The 16,968-nt window shown below is 42.0% G+C and carries 13 protein-coding genes; 5 read left to right on the top strand and 8 right to left on the bottom strand.

Annotated features, from left to right (window positions below; all coding sequences use genetic code 11):
- Positions 1-325: 325 nt before the first annotated feature.
- The 4 genes from NST29_RS16445 (at position 326) to NST29_RS16460 (ending at position 5,433) form a co-directional block, all read left to right on the top strand.
- Positions 326-1,462, top strand: coding sequence for an IS110 family transposase (locus tag NST29_RS16445; protein ID WP_033842531.1), 1,137 nt, complete (start codon positions 326-328; stop codon positions 1,460-1,462).
- 420 nt (positions 1,463-1,882) lie between these two features.
- A complete protein-coding gene (locus NST29_RS16450) occupies positions 1,883-3,019 on the top strand; it encodes an IS110 family transposase (RefSeq protein WP_033842531.1) in 1,137 nt (378 codons plus the stop codon).
- A gap of 419 nt (positions 3,020-3,438) precedes the next feature.
- Positions 3,439-4,575: an IS110 family transposase gene (locus NST29_RS16455; protein ID WP_033842531.1), complete on the top strand. Its 1,137-nt coding sequence runs from the start codon at positions 3,439-3,441 to the stop codon at positions 4,573-4,575.
- 153 nt (positions 4,576-4,728) lie between these two features.
- Positions 4,729-5,433: a hypothetical protein gene (locus NST29_RS16460; RefSeq protein WP_339232438.1), complete on the top strand. Its 705-nt coding sequence runs from the start codon at positions 4,729-4,731 to the stop codon at positions 5,431-5,433.
- 644 nt (positions 5,434-6,077) lie between these two features.
- Here NST29_RS16460 and NST29_RS16465 read toward each other — a convergent pair.
- The 4 genes from NST29_RS16465 to NST29_RS16480 all read right to left on the bottom strand — a co-directional run bounded on the left by NST29_RS16465 (position 6,078) and on the right by NST29_RS16480 (position 11,235).
- Entirely contained in the window at positions 6,078-7,484 is a 1,407-nt protein-coding gene (locus tag NST29_RS16465) for an undecaprenyl-phosphate glucose phosphotransferase (protein WP_061912224.1), read from the bottom strand.
- A gap of 133 nt (positions 7,485-7,617) precedes the next feature.
- Positions 7,618-8,988, bottom strand: a complete 1,371-nt coding sequence (locus NST29_RS16470; protein WP_061912225.1) for a sugar phosphate nucleotidyltransferase — start codon at positions 8,986-8,988, stop codon at positions 7,618-7,620.
- A gap of 5 nt (positions 8,989-8,993) precedes the next feature.
- Positions 8,994-10,124, bottom strand: a complete 1,131-nt coding sequence (locus NST29_RS16475) for a glycosyltransferase family 4 protein (protein WP_033843006.1) — start codon at positions 10,122-10,124, stop codon at positions 8,994-8,996.
- Positions 10,125-10,128: 4 nt separating this feature from the next.
- Complete coding sequence (locus tag NST29_RS16480; protein WP_081897158.1) at positions 10,129-11,235, bottom strand: glycosyltransferase family 4 protein; 1,107 nt, start codon at positions 11,233-11,235, stop codon at positions 10,129-10,131.
- Between the two features lie 1,431 nt (positions 11,236-12,666).
- On the opposite strand from NST29_RS16480, the gene NST29_RS16485 reads away from it, so the two are divergent.
- Entirely contained in the window at positions 12,667-13,446 is a 780-nt protein-coding gene (locus NST29_RS16485) for an IS630 family transposase (RefSeq protein WP_201028600.1), read from the top strand.
- A gap of 163 nt (positions 13,447-13,609) precedes the next feature.
- Here NST29_RS16485 and NST29_RS16490 read toward each other — a convergent pair whose 3' ends face one another.
- Genes NST29_RS16490 through rfbC form a run of 4 tightly spaced genes read right to left on the bottom strand, consistent with a single transcriptional unit; the run spans position 13,610 to position 16,965 of the window.
- Complete coding sequence (locus NST29_RS16490; protein ID WP_051962601.1) at positions 13,610-14,533, bottom strand: glycosyltransferase family 2 protein; 924 nt, start codon at positions 14,531-14,533, stop codon at positions 13,610-13,612.
- Between the two features lie 22 nt (positions 14,534-14,555).
- A complete protein-coding gene (rfbD, locus tag NST29_RS16495) occupies positions 14,556-15,395 on the bottom strand; it encodes a dTDP-4-dehydrorhamnose reductase (protein WP_033843003.1) in 840 nt (279 codons plus the stop codon).
- Positions 15,392-16,405 carry a dTDP-glucose 4,6-dehydratase gene (gene rfbB, locus NST29_RS16500; protein WP_033843002.1) on the bottom strand — a complete coding sequence of 338 codons (1,014 nt, stop codon included), beginning with the start codon at positions 16,403-16,405 and terminating at the stop codon, positions 15,392-15,394. The genes rfbD and rfbB overlap by 4 nt, the downstream gene beginning before the upstream one ends.
- Entirely contained in the window at positions 16,402-16,965 is a 564-nt protein-coding gene (gene rfbC, locus NST29_RS16505; RefSeq protein ID WP_033843001.1) for a dTDP-4-dehydrorhamnose 3,5-epimerase, read from the bottom strand. The genes rfbB and rfbC overlap by 4 nt, the downstream gene beginning before the upstream one ends.
- Positions 16,966-16,968: the final 3 nt, after the last annotated feature.

The following is a 16,968-nucleotide window of genomic DNA, read 5'->3' on the forward strand; positions in this document are numbered from 1 at the left end:
CGGATCAGGAGCGTATACAGCACTCACCCAGTGGTGGGGATTTTCACGGAAAAAGATCCATGGGCAACGTTTTGCCCTCCACCCAGGGATGAAAATCCCCCTTTTCTTCCCATAATGAAGAATAGGCGCAAACAGTTCAACAGGACGTTATGCTTAATGGTGGCTTAGACCCTGTACGGAAAAGTGTTTGAATCCACTGGGTGCACCACCCATTGTCCGCCCTTTCCTGTGATAGAGGAAAGGTGACGACGAACGGAAAACTGCCGCATTTCTCCCGTGGATTCGCTGTTTGCGCACTCGATCATCGAAAAGGAGGATTTTCATCATGGATGTCATCTATCCTCGCTGCGCAGGATTGGATGTTCATGCCGAAACCATCGTCGCCTGCGCGCTATGGGAAGAAGATGGACACATTCAAAAGGACATTCAAACCTTCTCCACGTTCTCGAAAGGACTTGGCGACCTGCTTGAGTGGCTCGAAGAACATGGCGTTACCCATGTCGCCATGGAATCCACCGGCGTGTATTGGAAACCGGTCTTTGCCTTCCTCGAGGGCTATGTCGACTTGACACTGGCCAATCCGCAGCGGATCAAAAATGTCCCGGGAAGAAAAACCGATGTCTCTGACGCCGAGTGGATCGCCAAGCTGCTCCGCCATGGACTCATTGAAAAAAGTTTCGTCCCCCCAGCGGATATTCGCGAATTGCGGGATTTTACCCGCCTCCGCAAAAAGTGGGTCGGACAGTTGAGTTCAGAGAAAAACCGGATTCAAAAAGTGCTGGAGTCTTCCAATGTCAAACTGGGCTCCGTCCTCTCGGATCTCTTCGGCGTTTCCGGACGAAACATCCTTGCCCGGCTGCTCGAGAAGGGATACGTGGACAAGGACGAGCTGGATCAATGCCTGCGCGGCAGGCTCAAAACGAAAAAGCAGGCGGTGTATGATTCGCTGCTGGGCACCTTGACCGAACACGAGCTCCGTCTCCTTCGCCTCTTGTGGAAACACGTGGAGGAATTGGAGCAGTTAATCGAAGAAGTCGACCAGCACATCGACCGCCTGCTCGAGCCGTATCGGGAGGAAGTGGACTTACTGATGACCATGCCTGGAATCAAAAAACAAACCGCCGCCGTCATCATCGCCGAGATGGGAACCGACATGAGCGTCTTTGAAACGCCGGAACGGGTGGCTTCATGGACGGGGTTGTCCCCCGGCAACCATGAAAGCGCCGGAAAGCGAAAGAGCACGCGTACGACTAAAGGCAATCCCCATCTTCGATCAGCGTTATGCGAGGCGGCATGGTCAGCAGCTCGATCCAAGACACATCCCTTGTCCCGAAAATTTTGGTCGTTGGCGGCCCGATGCGGGAAGAAAAAAGCCCTCATCGCCACGGCTCGACGAATGTTGGTGATCATCTTTTGCATGATCTCCCGCAAAGAGTCGTTCCGCCAACCACAACTTATCTAGTATAGCCAACAGGCAGCCAGATCATACGAGATGTCCGAAAATCGGGCACCTCTGCTTTCCTATTGCCTTCTTTGGCCATTTTCAGTATACCCGCACGGATCAGGAGCGTATACAGCACTCACCCAGTGGTGGGGATTTTCACGGAAAAAGATCCATGGGCAACGTTTTGCCCTCCACCCAGGGATGAAAATCCCCCTTTTCTTCCCATAATGAAGAATAGGCGCAAACAGTTCAACAGGACGTTATGCTTAATGGTGGCTTAGACCCTGTACGGAAAAGTGTTTGAATCCACTGGGTGCACCACCCATTGTCCGCCCTTTCCTGTGATAGAGGAAAGGTGACGACGAACGGAAAACTGCCGCATTTCTCCCGTGGATTCGCTGTTTGCGCACTCGATCATCGAAAAGGAGGATTTTCATCATGGATGTCATCTATCCTCGCTGCGCAGGATTGGATGTTCATGCCGAAACCATCGTCGCCTGCGCGCTATGGGAAGAAGATGGACACATTCAAAAGGACATTCAAACCTTCTCCACGTTCTCGAAAGGACTTGGCGACCTGCTTGAGTGGCTCGAAGAACATGGCGTTACCCATGTCGCCATGGAATCCACCGGCGTGTATTGGAAACCGGTCTTTGCCTTCCTCGAGGGCTATGTCGACTTGACACTGGCCAATCCGCAGCGGATCAAAAATGTCCCGGGAAGAAAAACCGATGTCTCTGACGCCGAGTGGATCGCCAAGCTGCTCCGCCATGGACTCATTGAAAAAAGTTTCGTCCCCCCAGCGGATATTCGCGAATTGCGGGATTTTACCCGCCTCCGCAAAAAGTGGGTCGGACAGTTGAGTTCAGAGAAAAACCGGATTCAAAAAGTGCTGGAGTCTTCCAATGTCAAACTGGGCTCCGTCCTCTCGGATCTCTTCGGCGTTTCCGGACGAAACATCCTTGCCCGGCTGCTCGAGAAGGGATACGTGGACAAGGACGAGCTGGATCAATGCCTGCGCGGCAGGCTCAAAACGAAAAAGCAGGCGGTGTATGATTCGCTGCTGGGCACCTTGACCGAACACGAGCTCCGTCTCCTTCGCCTCTTGTGGAAACACGTGGAGGAATTGGAGCAGTTAATCGAAGAAGTCGACCAGCACATCGACCGCCTGCTCGAGCCGTATCGGGAGGAAGTGGACTTACTGATGACCATGCCTGGAATCAAAAAACAAACCGCCGCCGTCATCATCGCCGAGATGGGAACCGACATGAGCGTCTTTGAAACGCCGGAACGGGTGGCTTCATGGACGGGGTTGTCCCCCGGCAACCATGAAAGCGCCGGAAAGCGAAAGAGCACGCGTACGACTAAAGGCAATCCCCATCTTCGATCAGCGTTATGCGAGGCGGCATGGTCAGCAGCTCGATCCAAGACACATCCCTTGTCCCGAAAATTTTGGTCGTTGGCGGCCCGATGCGGGAAGAAAAAAGCCCTCATCGCCACGGCTCGACGAATGTTGGTGATCATCTTTTGCATGATCTCCCGCAAAGAGTCGTTCCGCCAACCACAACTTATCTAGTATAGCCAACAGGCAGCCAGATCATACGAGATGTCCGAAAATCGGGCACCTCTGCTTTCCTATTGCCTTCTTTGGCCATTTTCAGTATACCCGCACGGATCAGGAGCGTATACAGCACTCACCCAGTGGTGGGGATTTTCACGGAAAAGATCCATGGGCAACGTTTTGCCCTCCACCCAGGGATGAAAATCCCCCTTTTCTTCCCATAATGAAGAATAGGCGCAAACAGTTCAACAGGACGTTATGCTTAATGGTGGCTTAGACCCTGTACGGAAAAGTGTTTGAATCCACTGGGTGCACCACCCATTGTCCGCCCTTTCCTGTGATAGAGGAAAGGTGACGACGAACGGAAAACTGCCGCATTTCTCCCGTGGATTCGCTGTTTGCGCACTCGATCATCGAAAAGGAGGATTTTCATCATGGATGTCATCTATCCTCGCTGCGCAGGATTGGATGTTCATGCCGAAACCATCGTCGCCTGCGCGCTATGGGAAGAAGATGGACACATTCAAAAGGACATTCAAACCTTCTCCACGTTCTCGAAAGGACTTGGCGACCTGCTTGAGTGGCTCGAAGAACATGGCGTTACCCATGTCGCCATGGAATCCACCGGCGTGTATTGGAAACCGGTCTTTGCCTTCCTCGAGGGCTATGTCGACTTGACACTGGCCAATCCGCAGCGGATCAAAAATGTCCCGGGAAGAAAAACCGATGTCTCTGACGCCGAGTGGATCGCCAAGCTGCTCCGCCATGGACTCATTGAAAAAAGTTTCGTCCCCCCAGCGGATATTCGCGAATTGCGGGATTTTACCCGCCTCCGCAAAAAGTGGGTCGGACAGTTGAGTTCAGAGAAAAACCGGATTCAAAAAGTGCTGGAGTCTTCCAATGTCAAACTGGGCTCCGTCCTCTCGGATCTCTTCGGCGTTTCCGGACGAAACATCCTTGCCCGGCTGCTCGAGAAGGGATACGTGGACAAGGACGAGCTGGATCAATGCCTGCGCGGCAGGCTCAAAACGAAAAAGCAGGCGGTGTATGATTCGCTGCTGGGCACCTTGACCGAACACGAGCTCCGTCTCCTTCGCCTCTTGTGGAAACACGTGGAGGAATTGGAGCAGTTAATCGAAGAAGTCGACCAGCACATCGACCGCCTGCTCGAGCCGTATCGGGAGGAAGTGGACTTACTGATGACCATGCCTGGAATCAAAAAACAAACCGCCGCCGTCATCATCGCCGAGATGGGAACCGACATGAGCGTCTTTGAAACGCCGGAACGGGTGGCTTCATGGACGGGGTTGTCCCCCGGCAACCATGAAAGCGCCGGAAAGCGAAAGAGCACGCGTACGACTAAAGGCAATCCCCATCTTCGATCAGCGTTATGCGAGGCGGCATGGTCAGCAGCTCGATCCAAGACACATCCCTTGTCCCGAAAATTTTGGTCGTTGGCGGCCCGATGCGGGAAGAAAAAAGCCCTCATCGCCACGGCTCGACGAATGTTGGTGATCATCTTTTGCATGATCTCCCGCAAAGAGTCGTTCCGCCAACCACAACTTATCTAGTATAGCCAACAGGCAGCCAGATCATACGAGATGTCCGAAAATCGGGCACCTCTGCTTTCCTATTGCCTTCTTTGGCCATTTTCAGTATACCCGCACGGATCAGGAGCGTATACAGCACTCACCCAGTGGTGGGGATTTTCACGGAAAAGATCCATGGACAGTGGATTCGCCCTCCACCCAGGGGATGAAAATCCTGCGCCAGTGCGGCATTTTCACGGAAAAGGTCCATGGACAGCGCGATCTGTCCTCCACCCGGGGATGAAAATCCGCGTCAGGCCTGCATTTTCACGGAAAAATTATATTTTAGTCGACTATGGCCCAGTGAAACAAATTGCTGTCGCCCCGAATATCAAAAATGACGGAGAATGGGCGATTGAATTAGAATTTTACGCAGGAGATACGATGAATCAAGCGAGAACATTTTTTAATCGTGTTGATGTAGATGAACTGCTTGCTCTTGAACATAAAGGGTGGCGTCTTGAACCGAATTTTCATTTTGCTTTTCAAGGAACCAACCTTTTTTATCCAACTACCCGGGCAGGAATAAGGGATTATATAGAGTTTTGGAAAGCCAGAAAAATAAAACAGCTTAATAAATCAAATATGGATGAGTATCAGTCATTCATCGATGAACTCATTCGCCAAAATATGATGACTCCAGATGATAAACATAAACTGGCTGATTTGTTTGATAAAACGGAAAGGCAGACTTTAAATGTATGCCCCGGATTATATTTTGGCTACCAATGGCCAAAAACAGAAGCAATAAAGTTAGACAGTGCCGGGCAGTTAACTGATGCAATAAAGGAAAAAATCCAAGAAGCGGCAAGAACGTGGGAGAATTCCCCGACCTGCTAAAACGAATAAAGAGGGAGTTTCCATCACTTACATGGACTCCCTCTTTCTATTTTCAGACACAAAAGAATAACCGCTCTGCTGCCATTCTAAAGGCTTTATTTTTATCTTTTGGTTCGAGAAACTACTTCCATTCAAATTGCTTTCCGACATTTTCCGGGTGGTGACAGGCACCTTTCTCTCAGTTCTCAAAAGAAAAGCCCCGCAGAGATTTCTCTCCGCAGAGCCATCGATGGATAACAAGCACACGCCCAGTCCGGCTTTTTCGCTTTTACAACTTTTCTAGCACTTACAACAACGCCCGTTCCTCACTCGTATAACCATTGTACAAATGGCAGTTCTACCATTGAATCTGCAAACGCTAAATCAGCTTTAAGAATGGATAGAGTGAATGAATAAGAGAATAACCGCAATAAACAAAGGAACCTGCCTTTAGCAAAGTTTTCAACACAACTCGCCTTTTAAGAAACTCAATGCTTTTAATAAAAAGCGCTGATATACCTTGGTATTCCCCTCAAGCTTCCAATTAATTCTTTTCTTCAACACTCAGCTCACGATGAAGTTTACCAGATCTCCAGCAAGAGTGCTAAGCTTGTTGAATGTTTAAGATAGGGAAAAAATTAACAGATGCTGCAATGCTCGATGTTTTAATAAGCATTTTTGTTCACTAAACCATTTGTAATTGTACGTAAAATAATTTTAATATCTAGCCACAAACTCCAGTTCTCTATATAAAAAATATCATGTTCAATCCTTGCCTGTATTGAGGTATCGCCACGCAATCCACACACTTGAGCCCATCCTGTGATCCCTGGACGGACATGATGTTTTATCATATATTTCGGGATTTCTTCTTTAAACTTTTCGACAAAATAAGGACGTTCGGGCCGTGGGCCAACCACACTCATATCGCCTTTCAGTACATTGAAGAACTGAGGCAGCTCGTCTAAGCTCGTTTTCCGCAAAAACGCTCCAAATTTCGTCCGACGTGGATCGTTTTCAACTGTCCATTGAGTATCGGAAACGGACTGAGGCATATGCTTCATGGAGCGAAATTTATACATATAAAACGTCCTTCTGTTCAATCCAACCCGCTCTTGCTTAAAAATAATTGGCCCTGGCGAAGTCAGCTTGATTCCAATGGCAATTATGATCATCAGCGGAGCCGTTAAAATAATAGCCAGCAGTGAAAAAACAACATCAAACAATCTTTTTAAAAGACGATTTCGCAGTTCATCCAATGGTACATCACGCACATTGATAATCGGCAAATCTCCAAACACTTCAAAATGAGGAGATGCTGGAAGGATATCATAAAAATCAGGAATAATAGAAGCGCGTACTCCCATTTTCTCGCAAACCGATATAATCTCCCGATATTTTGGATAGGCTTGCAACGGTAAAGCCACAACGACTTCATCAATTAACTGGTGGATCAAAATATGTTCCAAATCCGACACTTTTCCAATAATCGGTTTATAGTGAGCAAAGCGTGGCTCATGCTTTGTCCGAAAGTCATCTAAGAACCCGATGACCTCAAGCCCGTATTCCGGATGCATTTGGAGATTTTCAAAATACTTTCTACCGATCGATCCTGCCCCAACAATTAAAACAAATTGCTTATTATATCCTTTTTTTCTCAATTGACGAAGGCTTTGCTTCACTATATAGCGATATATCGAGACAAGCATAACGTTCCATATAAAATACAAAAATAGAAATAATCGTGAGATATCAACTATTTTCGAGGTAAACAATACGCTTAATAATAGGAACATGCTCAATGTATGTACTTGCAATACTTTCGCTAACTCATTAGAAAACTTATCTTTACGTTTTGATCCATATAATTCTATGAGATATCCTATCACAATGGCAATGGCACCATAAATGAGGCTCCAAAACAAATAACTTTTCAATGGCAAATGGCCATTGATCCCATCGTGAAATAGATGAAACTTCATCACCCATGATAAAATAAATGCCAACTGGATGATGACGAAATCCATTGAAACATAAACCTTTGTCAAAAAACGTTCTCGCCCTCGAATCATAACTACTCCCCCGTGCAGAACTCCCAAATTAAAACAGAAAGTTGAATTTCACAGTAGTACAGTCAATTCCTTCTCTATTTTATCATAAATTTGGAATTAAGATATAGCAATTTTCGACAATTTTTTAAAAAAACTACCTTGCATAACGACAAAACTGCTCTACCTCATCCCATGACATATAAACCCGAATAATATCTTCCTCAATTAATGGTGTTCCTGTCTGGACTTCAATCAACTCTAAGTCCGTCATCGCCTTAATACCATGTTTCGCCCCAACAGGAATTTCAAGCACATCCCCCGGCTTTACGGGGCGAATTTCGCCGTTAAGCACAAATTCCCCTTCGCCGCGAATAATCGTCCATACTTCACTGCGATAGCAATGCATTTGATAGCTTAAGTTTTTCCCTGCCGCGATCCCGATTCGTTTTGTTAAAACTTCTCGGCCGTCTTCAAATCTCGTATAATCCAACACCCGATACCAACCCCAGCGCCGTTCTTCATACATCGGGCGTTGATTGAAATCGTTGACAAGCTCCTTGATTTTTGGGCTTTTCCCCTTATCTGCCACTAAAACTCCGTCCGGGCTTACCGCTACAATGGCGTTGGACACTCCCAGCACAGCAACAGGAATGTCAAGCTCATTAACCAAGTGGGTGTTCTCCGACTCCACAACAACCCCCTTACCGATTTGGTTGGTCGCCATTTCCTCCGTTAACGTGTTCCACGTACCGAGGTCTTTCCAATACCCGTCATACGGCAACACGACAATATGTTCTGTCTTTTCCACCACCTCATAGTCAAAGCTAATTTTCGGCAATCGATCATACTGCTTGACTAACTCATCATACTGAACCGGAAATCCCTTTTCTTGCAGCAGGGAAATAAGATAATCAAGTTTAAACGCAAACACACCGCAGTTCCAAAGTGCCCCTTGTTTTATGAGCTCTGCTGCTTTGTCTTCAGTTGGTTTCTCCGTAAAATGGCTGACTCGTAAATAATCGCCATCGCTCGATTGAGAAGTTGGAACAATGTAACCGTACTTCGCTGATGGATACGTTGGCTCCACGCCGATTAACGCCAAATCGGCACCGCTGACCAACACCGTTTCCTCTAAATCCTTCACTCGATCAAAAAAGCGATCCTCCACATAAGGATCAACAGGCAAAACCGCAACGACTTCGTTTACGTCAATTCCTTCTACGCTATATAAATAAGCCGATGCAAGCGCAATCGCCGGAAACGTATCACGCCGCATCGGTTCAATGATAATTGGAACACTTTGCCCCAATTGACTTTGGATCATATCGACTTGGGATTTGCTTGTCGCAATGACGGCAGAATCCGCCAAGCCGACATTTCCTAACTGTCTCCATACACGTTGGACCATGGATTGTAACTGACCATTTTGATTTTCCAACACTTTCAAAAATTGCTTAGAGCGCGCATCGTTCGATAAAGGCCAAAGGCGTTTACCAGAGCCTCCGGAGAGTAAAATTATCTCCATCAGCATCACCTTCTTTCAAACTCTTGATATGTTAGTTCTAGCTTTTTTATCATTTTTTCTATGGTGAATTTTTCTATATAAATTTTATAGCTTTGCTCACCTAAACTTTTGATTTTTTCCGGATTGTTAATTAGATGTTCTAAAACTTGAACTGCTCCATTGACGTCCTTAATATTAAATAGGTAACCGTTTATACCATCGAAAATTATTTCGTTATTGCCAGTTACATTAGTACCAACAATCGGGAGTCCTTCGGCAAGCGCTTCAATAAGCGCATATGGCATCCCCTCATATAGAGAAGTTGTAATAAAAATATCAAATTCTTGTAATTGATCAGAGATATTATTTTTAAAGCCGACCAGTTGAATCCTCCTCTGAAGATTATCACTCTCAATTTTATTTTTTAATATTTCATAAAATGGTCCGTCTCCCACGTACCTGAAATCTACAGATTCATATTTACATATTATATTTTTAGCTATGTTATAGAAAGTAATAGGATCTTTTTGTTCAGAAAGTCTTGCAACTGTTCCAATAATTATTCTGTTATTTCCCCGTATTTTTTGGGGTTTTTCCTTTCTAGGTATACCATTATAAATAACTGTGCTATTGTTAATTGTAACTATTCCATTTTGCAGTGCAAACTGTCTTTCCCCTTCAGAAACATTTATAGTTAATTTTGTGATTTTACTAAACAATTTTTCTAATCCCACATAGAACTTCATCTTTTTCTGCGAAAGATTCAGTGACTGTGCCATATACGCATGTGGAGTATAAACTATATTTTTAATCCCGCACAAATAGGCTGCAGCTCTACCCAAAGCTCCAGCTTTGGAACTATGACAATGAACAATGTCGGGATTAATCGAATTAATTATCTTTATCATTTCTATTAGTGCTTTAGTGTCTTTTTTAAGAGATATTTCCCTATCTAATTCCTTAATCTCATATAGATAAATACCCTTTTGCTTCAAGTTCGGCAAACTACTCAAGAATACTTGATCAGCTCTATTCCTCCCATAAATTAGATGTATATCATACAAACCCAAATCAATATTTTCAATAATATCTAGAAGATGTCTACGTACTCCTCCACCCATAGCTTCACATATATATAATAGTCTTACCCTCTTCAATTTTTCACCCTCTATTTTTGTTATGGATAACTCTGTATAAATTACATGCCATGGTTTTAGGATTAAAAAACATATCGATGGTACTTTTGTTATTCTTGTGAGTCATATGATCGTCTAAACATTTAAGTAAAACTTTATATAATTCATTACTATCATTAGGCTTTATCACATATCCTAACATAGAATCTCTCACTGAAAGGTACTCCTTAAAACTACCTGTATTAGTCGCTACTACAGTACATCCAAGATATATAGCAGTCTGCACTGTTTGTGTACCTGTAGAGTCCCTGTACGGAAATACAGCAACCCTGCTATTGAGGATATATTTAGCTAACTCATTATTCGATACATACCTATTAATAATTTCAACTTTACCATTTAATTTCATGAGAAGACCATTAGTACAATCATTAAGATTTCCAGGACCAACTATTAATGCTTTATAATTAATTCCATCTACATGTAACTTATAGAAGGCTTGCTCCAGTATATCTAATCCTTTATATTTTTCAATTCGCCCAAAAAATATGAAATCATAATATCTCTCATCATAAGGCACTTCTTCTTGAACTGACAATGTTATTTCTTCCATATAAGGCAAATAAATTACTTTTATTTTTTCCGAATCAATCAAGTGGTTTTCTTCAGCCAATTCTTTTAGATAGTTACTAGCTACAAATATATTATTCAACTTTTTGCCTGTTAATAACACACTTTCATTGACTTTAGACAAGATTTTATTTATTAATTTAACACCCGTATGAGGTTTGGGATCGTGCCACCAAAAACTATAGTCAATTTTATTATTTAGCATCTTGACCAAAGCATTAAAAGGATTATCCGAATAAAAAAATAGATGTTTAATATCATTTTGTTTAACAAACTTTTTAATCTTTAACAATGAATCGATTTTTCTAAACATATTCTTATCTCTTTTATCGAAATTAACACTTAATATCCGATGCTTTTCATAATTGAATTCTGAATCGTTATAACAAAAACTTTTGATCACATACACATTTTCTTTTTCTGATAAATTATTACATAGACTTTTAAAAGAATCTCCAATGGCACTTCTTGATGAATTAATACAAACTAAACAAATATTCATCTTTATCCACCTTATTAAACTTTATTTGATTTCAGTGACTTGAAATCAATATACGTTAAAATATTAAAGTAAAGAATAAAGAAATATGAAATAAGATGTCTTATATATGATCCAAAGTCCGGCTCAAAAATACCATGCACAAAAAGTATGCTTAATAAGAAGATTAAATTGTTTTGTTGATTTCTTGACAACTTTTTATAGTTTTTTAGATTAAAGAATATAATATATGAGTTCAACAATATATACATAATAAAAATCATGTACTTTATGTTAAAGGATATAAATATTATCTCTAAAGGGAATAGTATTCTTAGAATACATAATAAATAATTAATCAACATTATAAAATTATTATTCGAAACAAACACATCTAATATCATAGTTTGTGCATCTGTAGAGTTAACACGAAAATAGTTTATATCCTGCCTAATATAGAATACATCAAAAAGATATCTATTGGGAATTAGAGCTAGGATCAACATAAGAATAAAAATTAACCAAAATCTTGATTTTCTATAGTTCAAAAAAACATAAAAAACACAGAAATATAAAAAAATTAACGCAAAATAAGTTCGAAAAAAATAGGAATAAAGAAATGCAAGGATAGCTAAAGATATAAATAGTATTTTACCTTGATTTTTTTTCAATATTATTGAAATTATAAGAGAAAATAAAAATGTAATCCACTCCTTACTAATATGTGTTACATAAATTTGCAATAACGTTAAAGATGTTAATAGCCAAACTATTAACAATACATTAATTCTTTTTGGTTTTATAAAGGAAATCGACAGCAAAATTATGGGTATAGTGATAAAATTTAAAATTAAAGCCCATAGACCCCAATCATAAACGCCGAAAATGTTTAAAAAATTATAAAATTTAGCACTAAAATCAAAGGCTTTATCATTCAAATTAATACCCGATTTCATTAAATATAAAATCTTATTGGAATCATAGAAATATTTTTCATCAAAAAGTTCTTTCATCCTAAGTTTAAAGATTAGCAATAAACCTAATATAATAAATAAAAATGAATAAAACAGGTAATGTTCACCTTTTCTTGAAGATAAACTTAGAACAGAACTTTCCTCGTTCCTATCCTGAAGACAAAAACTATTCATCCTTCGCTTATAAACATGAAAAGCCTTCATAAAACTCCCTCTTTAAGAATTTATACTTTTCTATCCTAACTCCGAAACGAATTTTGCAAACTATATACATGCTCACTAAAAGATTAACCTTCGTATAAATGGTGTCCACTCCAGTGATACTGCTCCTAAGGAAAAGCATGGGAAAGGAGCGGAATTCGGCATGAAACGTCTCAAAATCACCGACCATCACGGATGAACGCCCCGGAAACTCCGCAAGCAGAAACAGAAAATCAAAAACGCTCAGCTCCGCCAACGCGTGATGGCCGTCCGCCTAGTTATGGAAGGATCGTTGGGCAAAGAGGCTGCTTCCATGGTCCATGTGTGCCGCCAAACCGTTTCCCATTATGTGCCGCTGTTTAACGAAGGCGGCCTTGAACTCCTGCTTCATCGGGATGTTGCCCCTTTGCGGGAGCCGTTTCTCACTGAAAAACAGCAGGAAGAGATCAAACACCTCGTGTTAACCACGACACCTGCGGAGCTGGGCTGGGACTGGGACATCGCTTCGGCGTGGAATACGAAGATCCTTCAATCCTATGTGCACCATCGTTATGGCATCTCCATTTCCCGCGAAGCCTTGCGAAAACTCTTGCATCGAACAGGGCCTTCTTGGGCCCGGCCGACCTACACGTTGGCAAAAGGAGACCCGGACCAGCAAAAAAACTTCGAGAGACAAATGTATTTGATAAAAAACGTAATCGGTCCGGATTCCGTCCCGTTGTACATAGATGAAACGCCTATCCGGTCATATCATGTGCTGCGTACCACATGGTCAGAGGTTGGCCATCCAAAGCAAGTGCCAAAGTGCGGCCATCATGCCCACGTATCGCTGTTTGGCACCGTCAACATTCACAAGGGCAAAACGGTGCTTCATCAAACGACCGTTACCAATACCGAGACGTTCTTAGATTTCTTGAGAATGGCCAAAGAGTGCTATCCGGATCGTTCCAATTACCAATGTATTTCACAAGGATCGTGGATCATAACGATATCATTCAAGCTATTACACAGTTTGTCAACTACATGTACGAACGTCCCAAGGGAGTGCTACAACGCTTAGGGTTACAGGATGACTGAGAAGTTAACTCTTTATGTTGCATATATATAGTTTGTAATAAAGACTTTTCGATCTTCAGTCTTTATCCCTTGACAAGCTGGCAAGGGGACAAGAAGAGTAAACAATGGCATGTAAAACAAAATTGCAACGTATATATAAATAAGGACTATACCCAAATAGACATTACTGCTTGATAAATACAAACTAATCTTCTTCTTTTTCTATTCTGATTCATAATAAATACTTTTAATACCTTCTTTAGTGCCTTATAGTATGCGTAACAAAAGGCTGTAAAGATTCTTAATTTGTTTTCCTGAGTTCGCTTCACAAACCAATACCCATTCCGAATATCATAAAAAGCTACAATTGGAGATAGATTTTTTTCTCCACCTGAAGATGCCGATACTTTATGATGTACGAGAGATCGCGGAACATACTTAATTTTCCATCCATATAGCTTAGCTCTAACATTCCAATCCGTTTCTTCATAATACAAAAAATAATCCTCACACATATACCCTACCGTTTCCAATATCTCTCGCCTAAAACCTAGGCTGCATCCCGTTATATAATCGACTTCCCTCAATTGGTCATACTGTCCCACATCTTCTTCTTTTATTCCTATATGCTTTGTCTTCCCTGTCCAAGTATTGACTTTTCCACCTGCAAACCAAATTTTATTCGTTCCATAGTAGTAAATCTTCGAACCAACAATTCCAACCTGCTTATCGTTTTCTAATGTCTCTACCAATGGGGTCAAAGCATTCGGGTCGACAACCGTATCGTTATTTAATAACCAGAAGTATTGATATCCTTGATGATACGCCTGTTTAATCGCGACATTATTCCCACCGGCAAACCCTAGATTCGCCCCGGTTTGAATAAATGTAATGGGGATGTGAAACTTGCCATCCTTGTAATCTTGTTGCAGTTTGTCAAATGAACCATCTTGTGATGCATTATCTACTAAAAACACATGGAAGTGAGGATATGTTAAGTGTTCTAGCGATTTTAAACATTCAAATGTATCGTTGTAGGCATTCCAGTTTAAAATGATAATCGCTACGTCTTTATCCGTTACTTGTTTCAAGTGTCCATCACTACCTTATAGTTTAATTCGTATGAATAAATTCTTTCAAGGCTTCTCGCCAATTTCTCATTCGATGAAATCCATTCAGCCTGAGCGCCATATGCTCAAACACCGAGTACATTGGCCTTGGCGCTGGTCTTTGGAAGTCTTGTGTTGTACAAGGATTTACCTTCATTTCAATCCCCGCTTCTTCAAAAATAGCCTTCGCAAATTCATACCAAGAACAATGTCCTGAATTTGAAACGTGATAAATGCCGTATTTCTCCGTCTGGATCAGGTCAAAAATGCATTGGGCTAAGTCTACTGTATATGTCGGGCAACCGACTTGATCATGGACAACCATTAGCTCATCCCGCTCTTGAGCCAACTTTAGCATCGTTCTAACAAAATTGTTTCCATGCTTTCCATACACCCAGGAAGTTCTGACGATAAAAAACTTCGAATGCAAGTCGCGAACAAACTGCTCACCAGCTAATTTACTTTTTCCATACACGTTAAGCGGACTCGTTGGCGCAAACTCATTATATGGCTTCTTCGCCGTTCCATCAAAGACATAATCGGTACTAATATAAACAAGCTTTGCCCCCACTGTTTCAGAAGCTACTGCCACATTCCTTGTTCCGTATGCATTCACTAAAAATGCCTGATCTCTCTCCGATTCTGCTAAATCAACTTTTGTATAGGCCGCAGCGTGAATCACAACATCAGGTTTAACTTCGCTAATCACCTGTTTTACCTGATCAAAGTTTGTAATATCTAACTCTTCCCGCCCATACCCATACACTTTATATCCTTTATGTTCGAGTAAATGGACTACATCCATCCCAAGCTGACCTTTTGCGCCTGTTACAATCACTTTCATAGCTTGTCACCATACTGTTTTTGATAATATTTCATATATTCTCCATATTTAATGTTTTTCCACCACTCTTGATTGTCGATATACCATTGAATCGTTTCAACGATGCCCTTTTCAAAGGTATATTTGGGCTTCCAACCAAGCTCGGTCATAATTTTCGTTGGATCAATCGCATAACGGCGATCATGGCCTGGACGATCCGCAACATATTTAATTAAATCTTTCGAAACTCCGAGCTTTTCAACGATTAGGTGCACGATTTCATTATTTGTCCGTTCATTATGTCCACCGATATTGTATACTTCTCCGGGTCTACCTTTATGAATGACTAAATCAATCGCCGCGCAATGGTCTTTAACATGTAGCCAATCACGAACATTTTGGCCGTCGCCGTAAATCGGAAGATCTTTCCCTTCCAACGCATTCGTAATCATTAATGGAATGAGTTTTTCAGGGAAGTGATATGGTCCATAGTTGTTGGAACATCTCGTAATGTTCACATTGAGGCCATACGTTTCATGGTACGCTCTTACAAGCAGGTCTCCGCCAGCCTTACTTGCCGAATAAGGACTATTTGGCGCCAATGGCGTCTCTTCTGTAAAATATCCCGTTTCGCCAAGTGTTCCATACACTTCATCTGTTGAAATTTGCACATATTTCTTGATATTGTTGGCTTTCGCTACATCTAATAACGCTTGCGTACCCAATACATTTGTTCTTACAAAACTATCAGGATCGGTAATACTTCGGTCGACATGAGACTCCGCCGCAAAGTTTACAATCACATCAATCTCATGAGTTTTAACTAAATAATCAACTAGCTCACGGTTATTAATATCACCTTTCACAAAGAGATAATTCGGGTGATGTTCAACATCTTTTAAGTTTTCAAGATTACCAGCATACGTTAATAAATCATAATTGACGACTTTATAAGTTGGATATTTCTCAAGTATATAACGAACAAAGTTGCTGCCAATAAACCCTGCTCCACCTGTCACTAAAAGATTCATGACGGTCTCTCCCACTCAAAGTTGATTTCGGCATTGGACAATAATGGATGTTTCGTATCTTTGTCAGAAAGAACTGGATTTGATGTCGGCCAATCAATTCCTAACGTCGGATCATTCCAAAGAATACCCCGATCGTGTTCTGGAGAATAGTATTCATCCACTTTATATTGTACTTCCGTATTTTCCACTAACGTACAAAAACCATGGGCAAATCCTTTTGGCACAAGTAATTGACGCTTATTTTCCGCACTTAAAATAAACCCTTGCCATTTGCCGAATGTCGGTGAACCTTTACGAATATCGACAACGACATCGTAAATAGCTCCTCGAGTCACACGAACCAGCTTCGTTTGTGCCTTTGGATTCAACTGATAATGAAGCCCACGAATCGTTCCTGCTTGTTGCGATAACGAGTGATTGTCTTGAATAAAGTCGAAATCCACCCCGTATTCCGCAAAAAGCTGTTTATTGTAGCTCTCCATAAAAAAACCGCGATGGTCGCCAAATACGCTCGGCTCAATAAGCAACACACCCGGCAACAATGTTTCCGTCACTTTCACAAC

This window comes from Geobacillus sp. FSL W8-0026 (genome assembly GCF_037966255.1).
Lineage (GTDB): Bacteria > Bacillota > Bacilli > Bacillales > Anoxybacillaceae > Geobacillus > Geobacillus icigianus.

Coding starts and splice junctions, on each gene's coding strand:
- NST29_RS16445 (WP_033842531.1), top strand. CDS start 326: ATGGATGTCATCTATCCTCGCTGCGCAGGATTGGATGTTCATGCCGAA.
- NST29_RS16450 (WP_033842531.1), top strand. CDS start 1,883: ATGGATGTCATCTATCCTCGCTGCGCAGGATTGGATGTTCATGCCGAA.
- NST29_RS16455 (WP_033842531.1), top strand. CDS start 3,439: ATGGATGTCATCTATCCTCGCTGCGCAGGATTGGATGTTCATGCCGAA.
- NST29_RS16460 (WP_339232438.1), top strand. CDS start 4,729: ATGGACAGTGGATTCGCCCTCCACCCAGGGGATGAAAATCCTGCGCCA.
- NST29_RS16465 (WP_061912224.1), bottom strand. CDS start 7,484: ATGATTCGAGGGCGAGAACGTTTTTTGACAAAGGTTTATGTTTCAATG.
- NST29_RS16470 (WP_061912225.1), bottom strand. CDS start 8,988: ATGGAGATAATTTTACTCTCCGGAGGCTCTGGTAAACGCCTTTGGCCT.
- NST29_RS16480 (WP_081897158.1), bottom strand. CDS start 11,235: ATGAATATTTGTTTAGTTTGTATTAATTCATCAAGAAGTGCCATTGGA.
- NST29_RS16485 (WP_201028600.1), top strand. CDS start 12,667: ATGGAAGGATCGTTGGGCAAAGAGGCTGCTTCCATGGTCCATGTGTGC.
- rfbD (WP_033843003.1), bottom strand. CDS start 15,395: ATGAAAGTGATTGTAACAGGCGCAAAAGGTCAGCTTGGGATGGATGTA.
- rfbB (WP_033843002.1), bottom strand. CDS start 16,405: ATGAATCTTTTAGTGACAGGTGGAGCAGGGTTTATTGGCAGCAACTTT.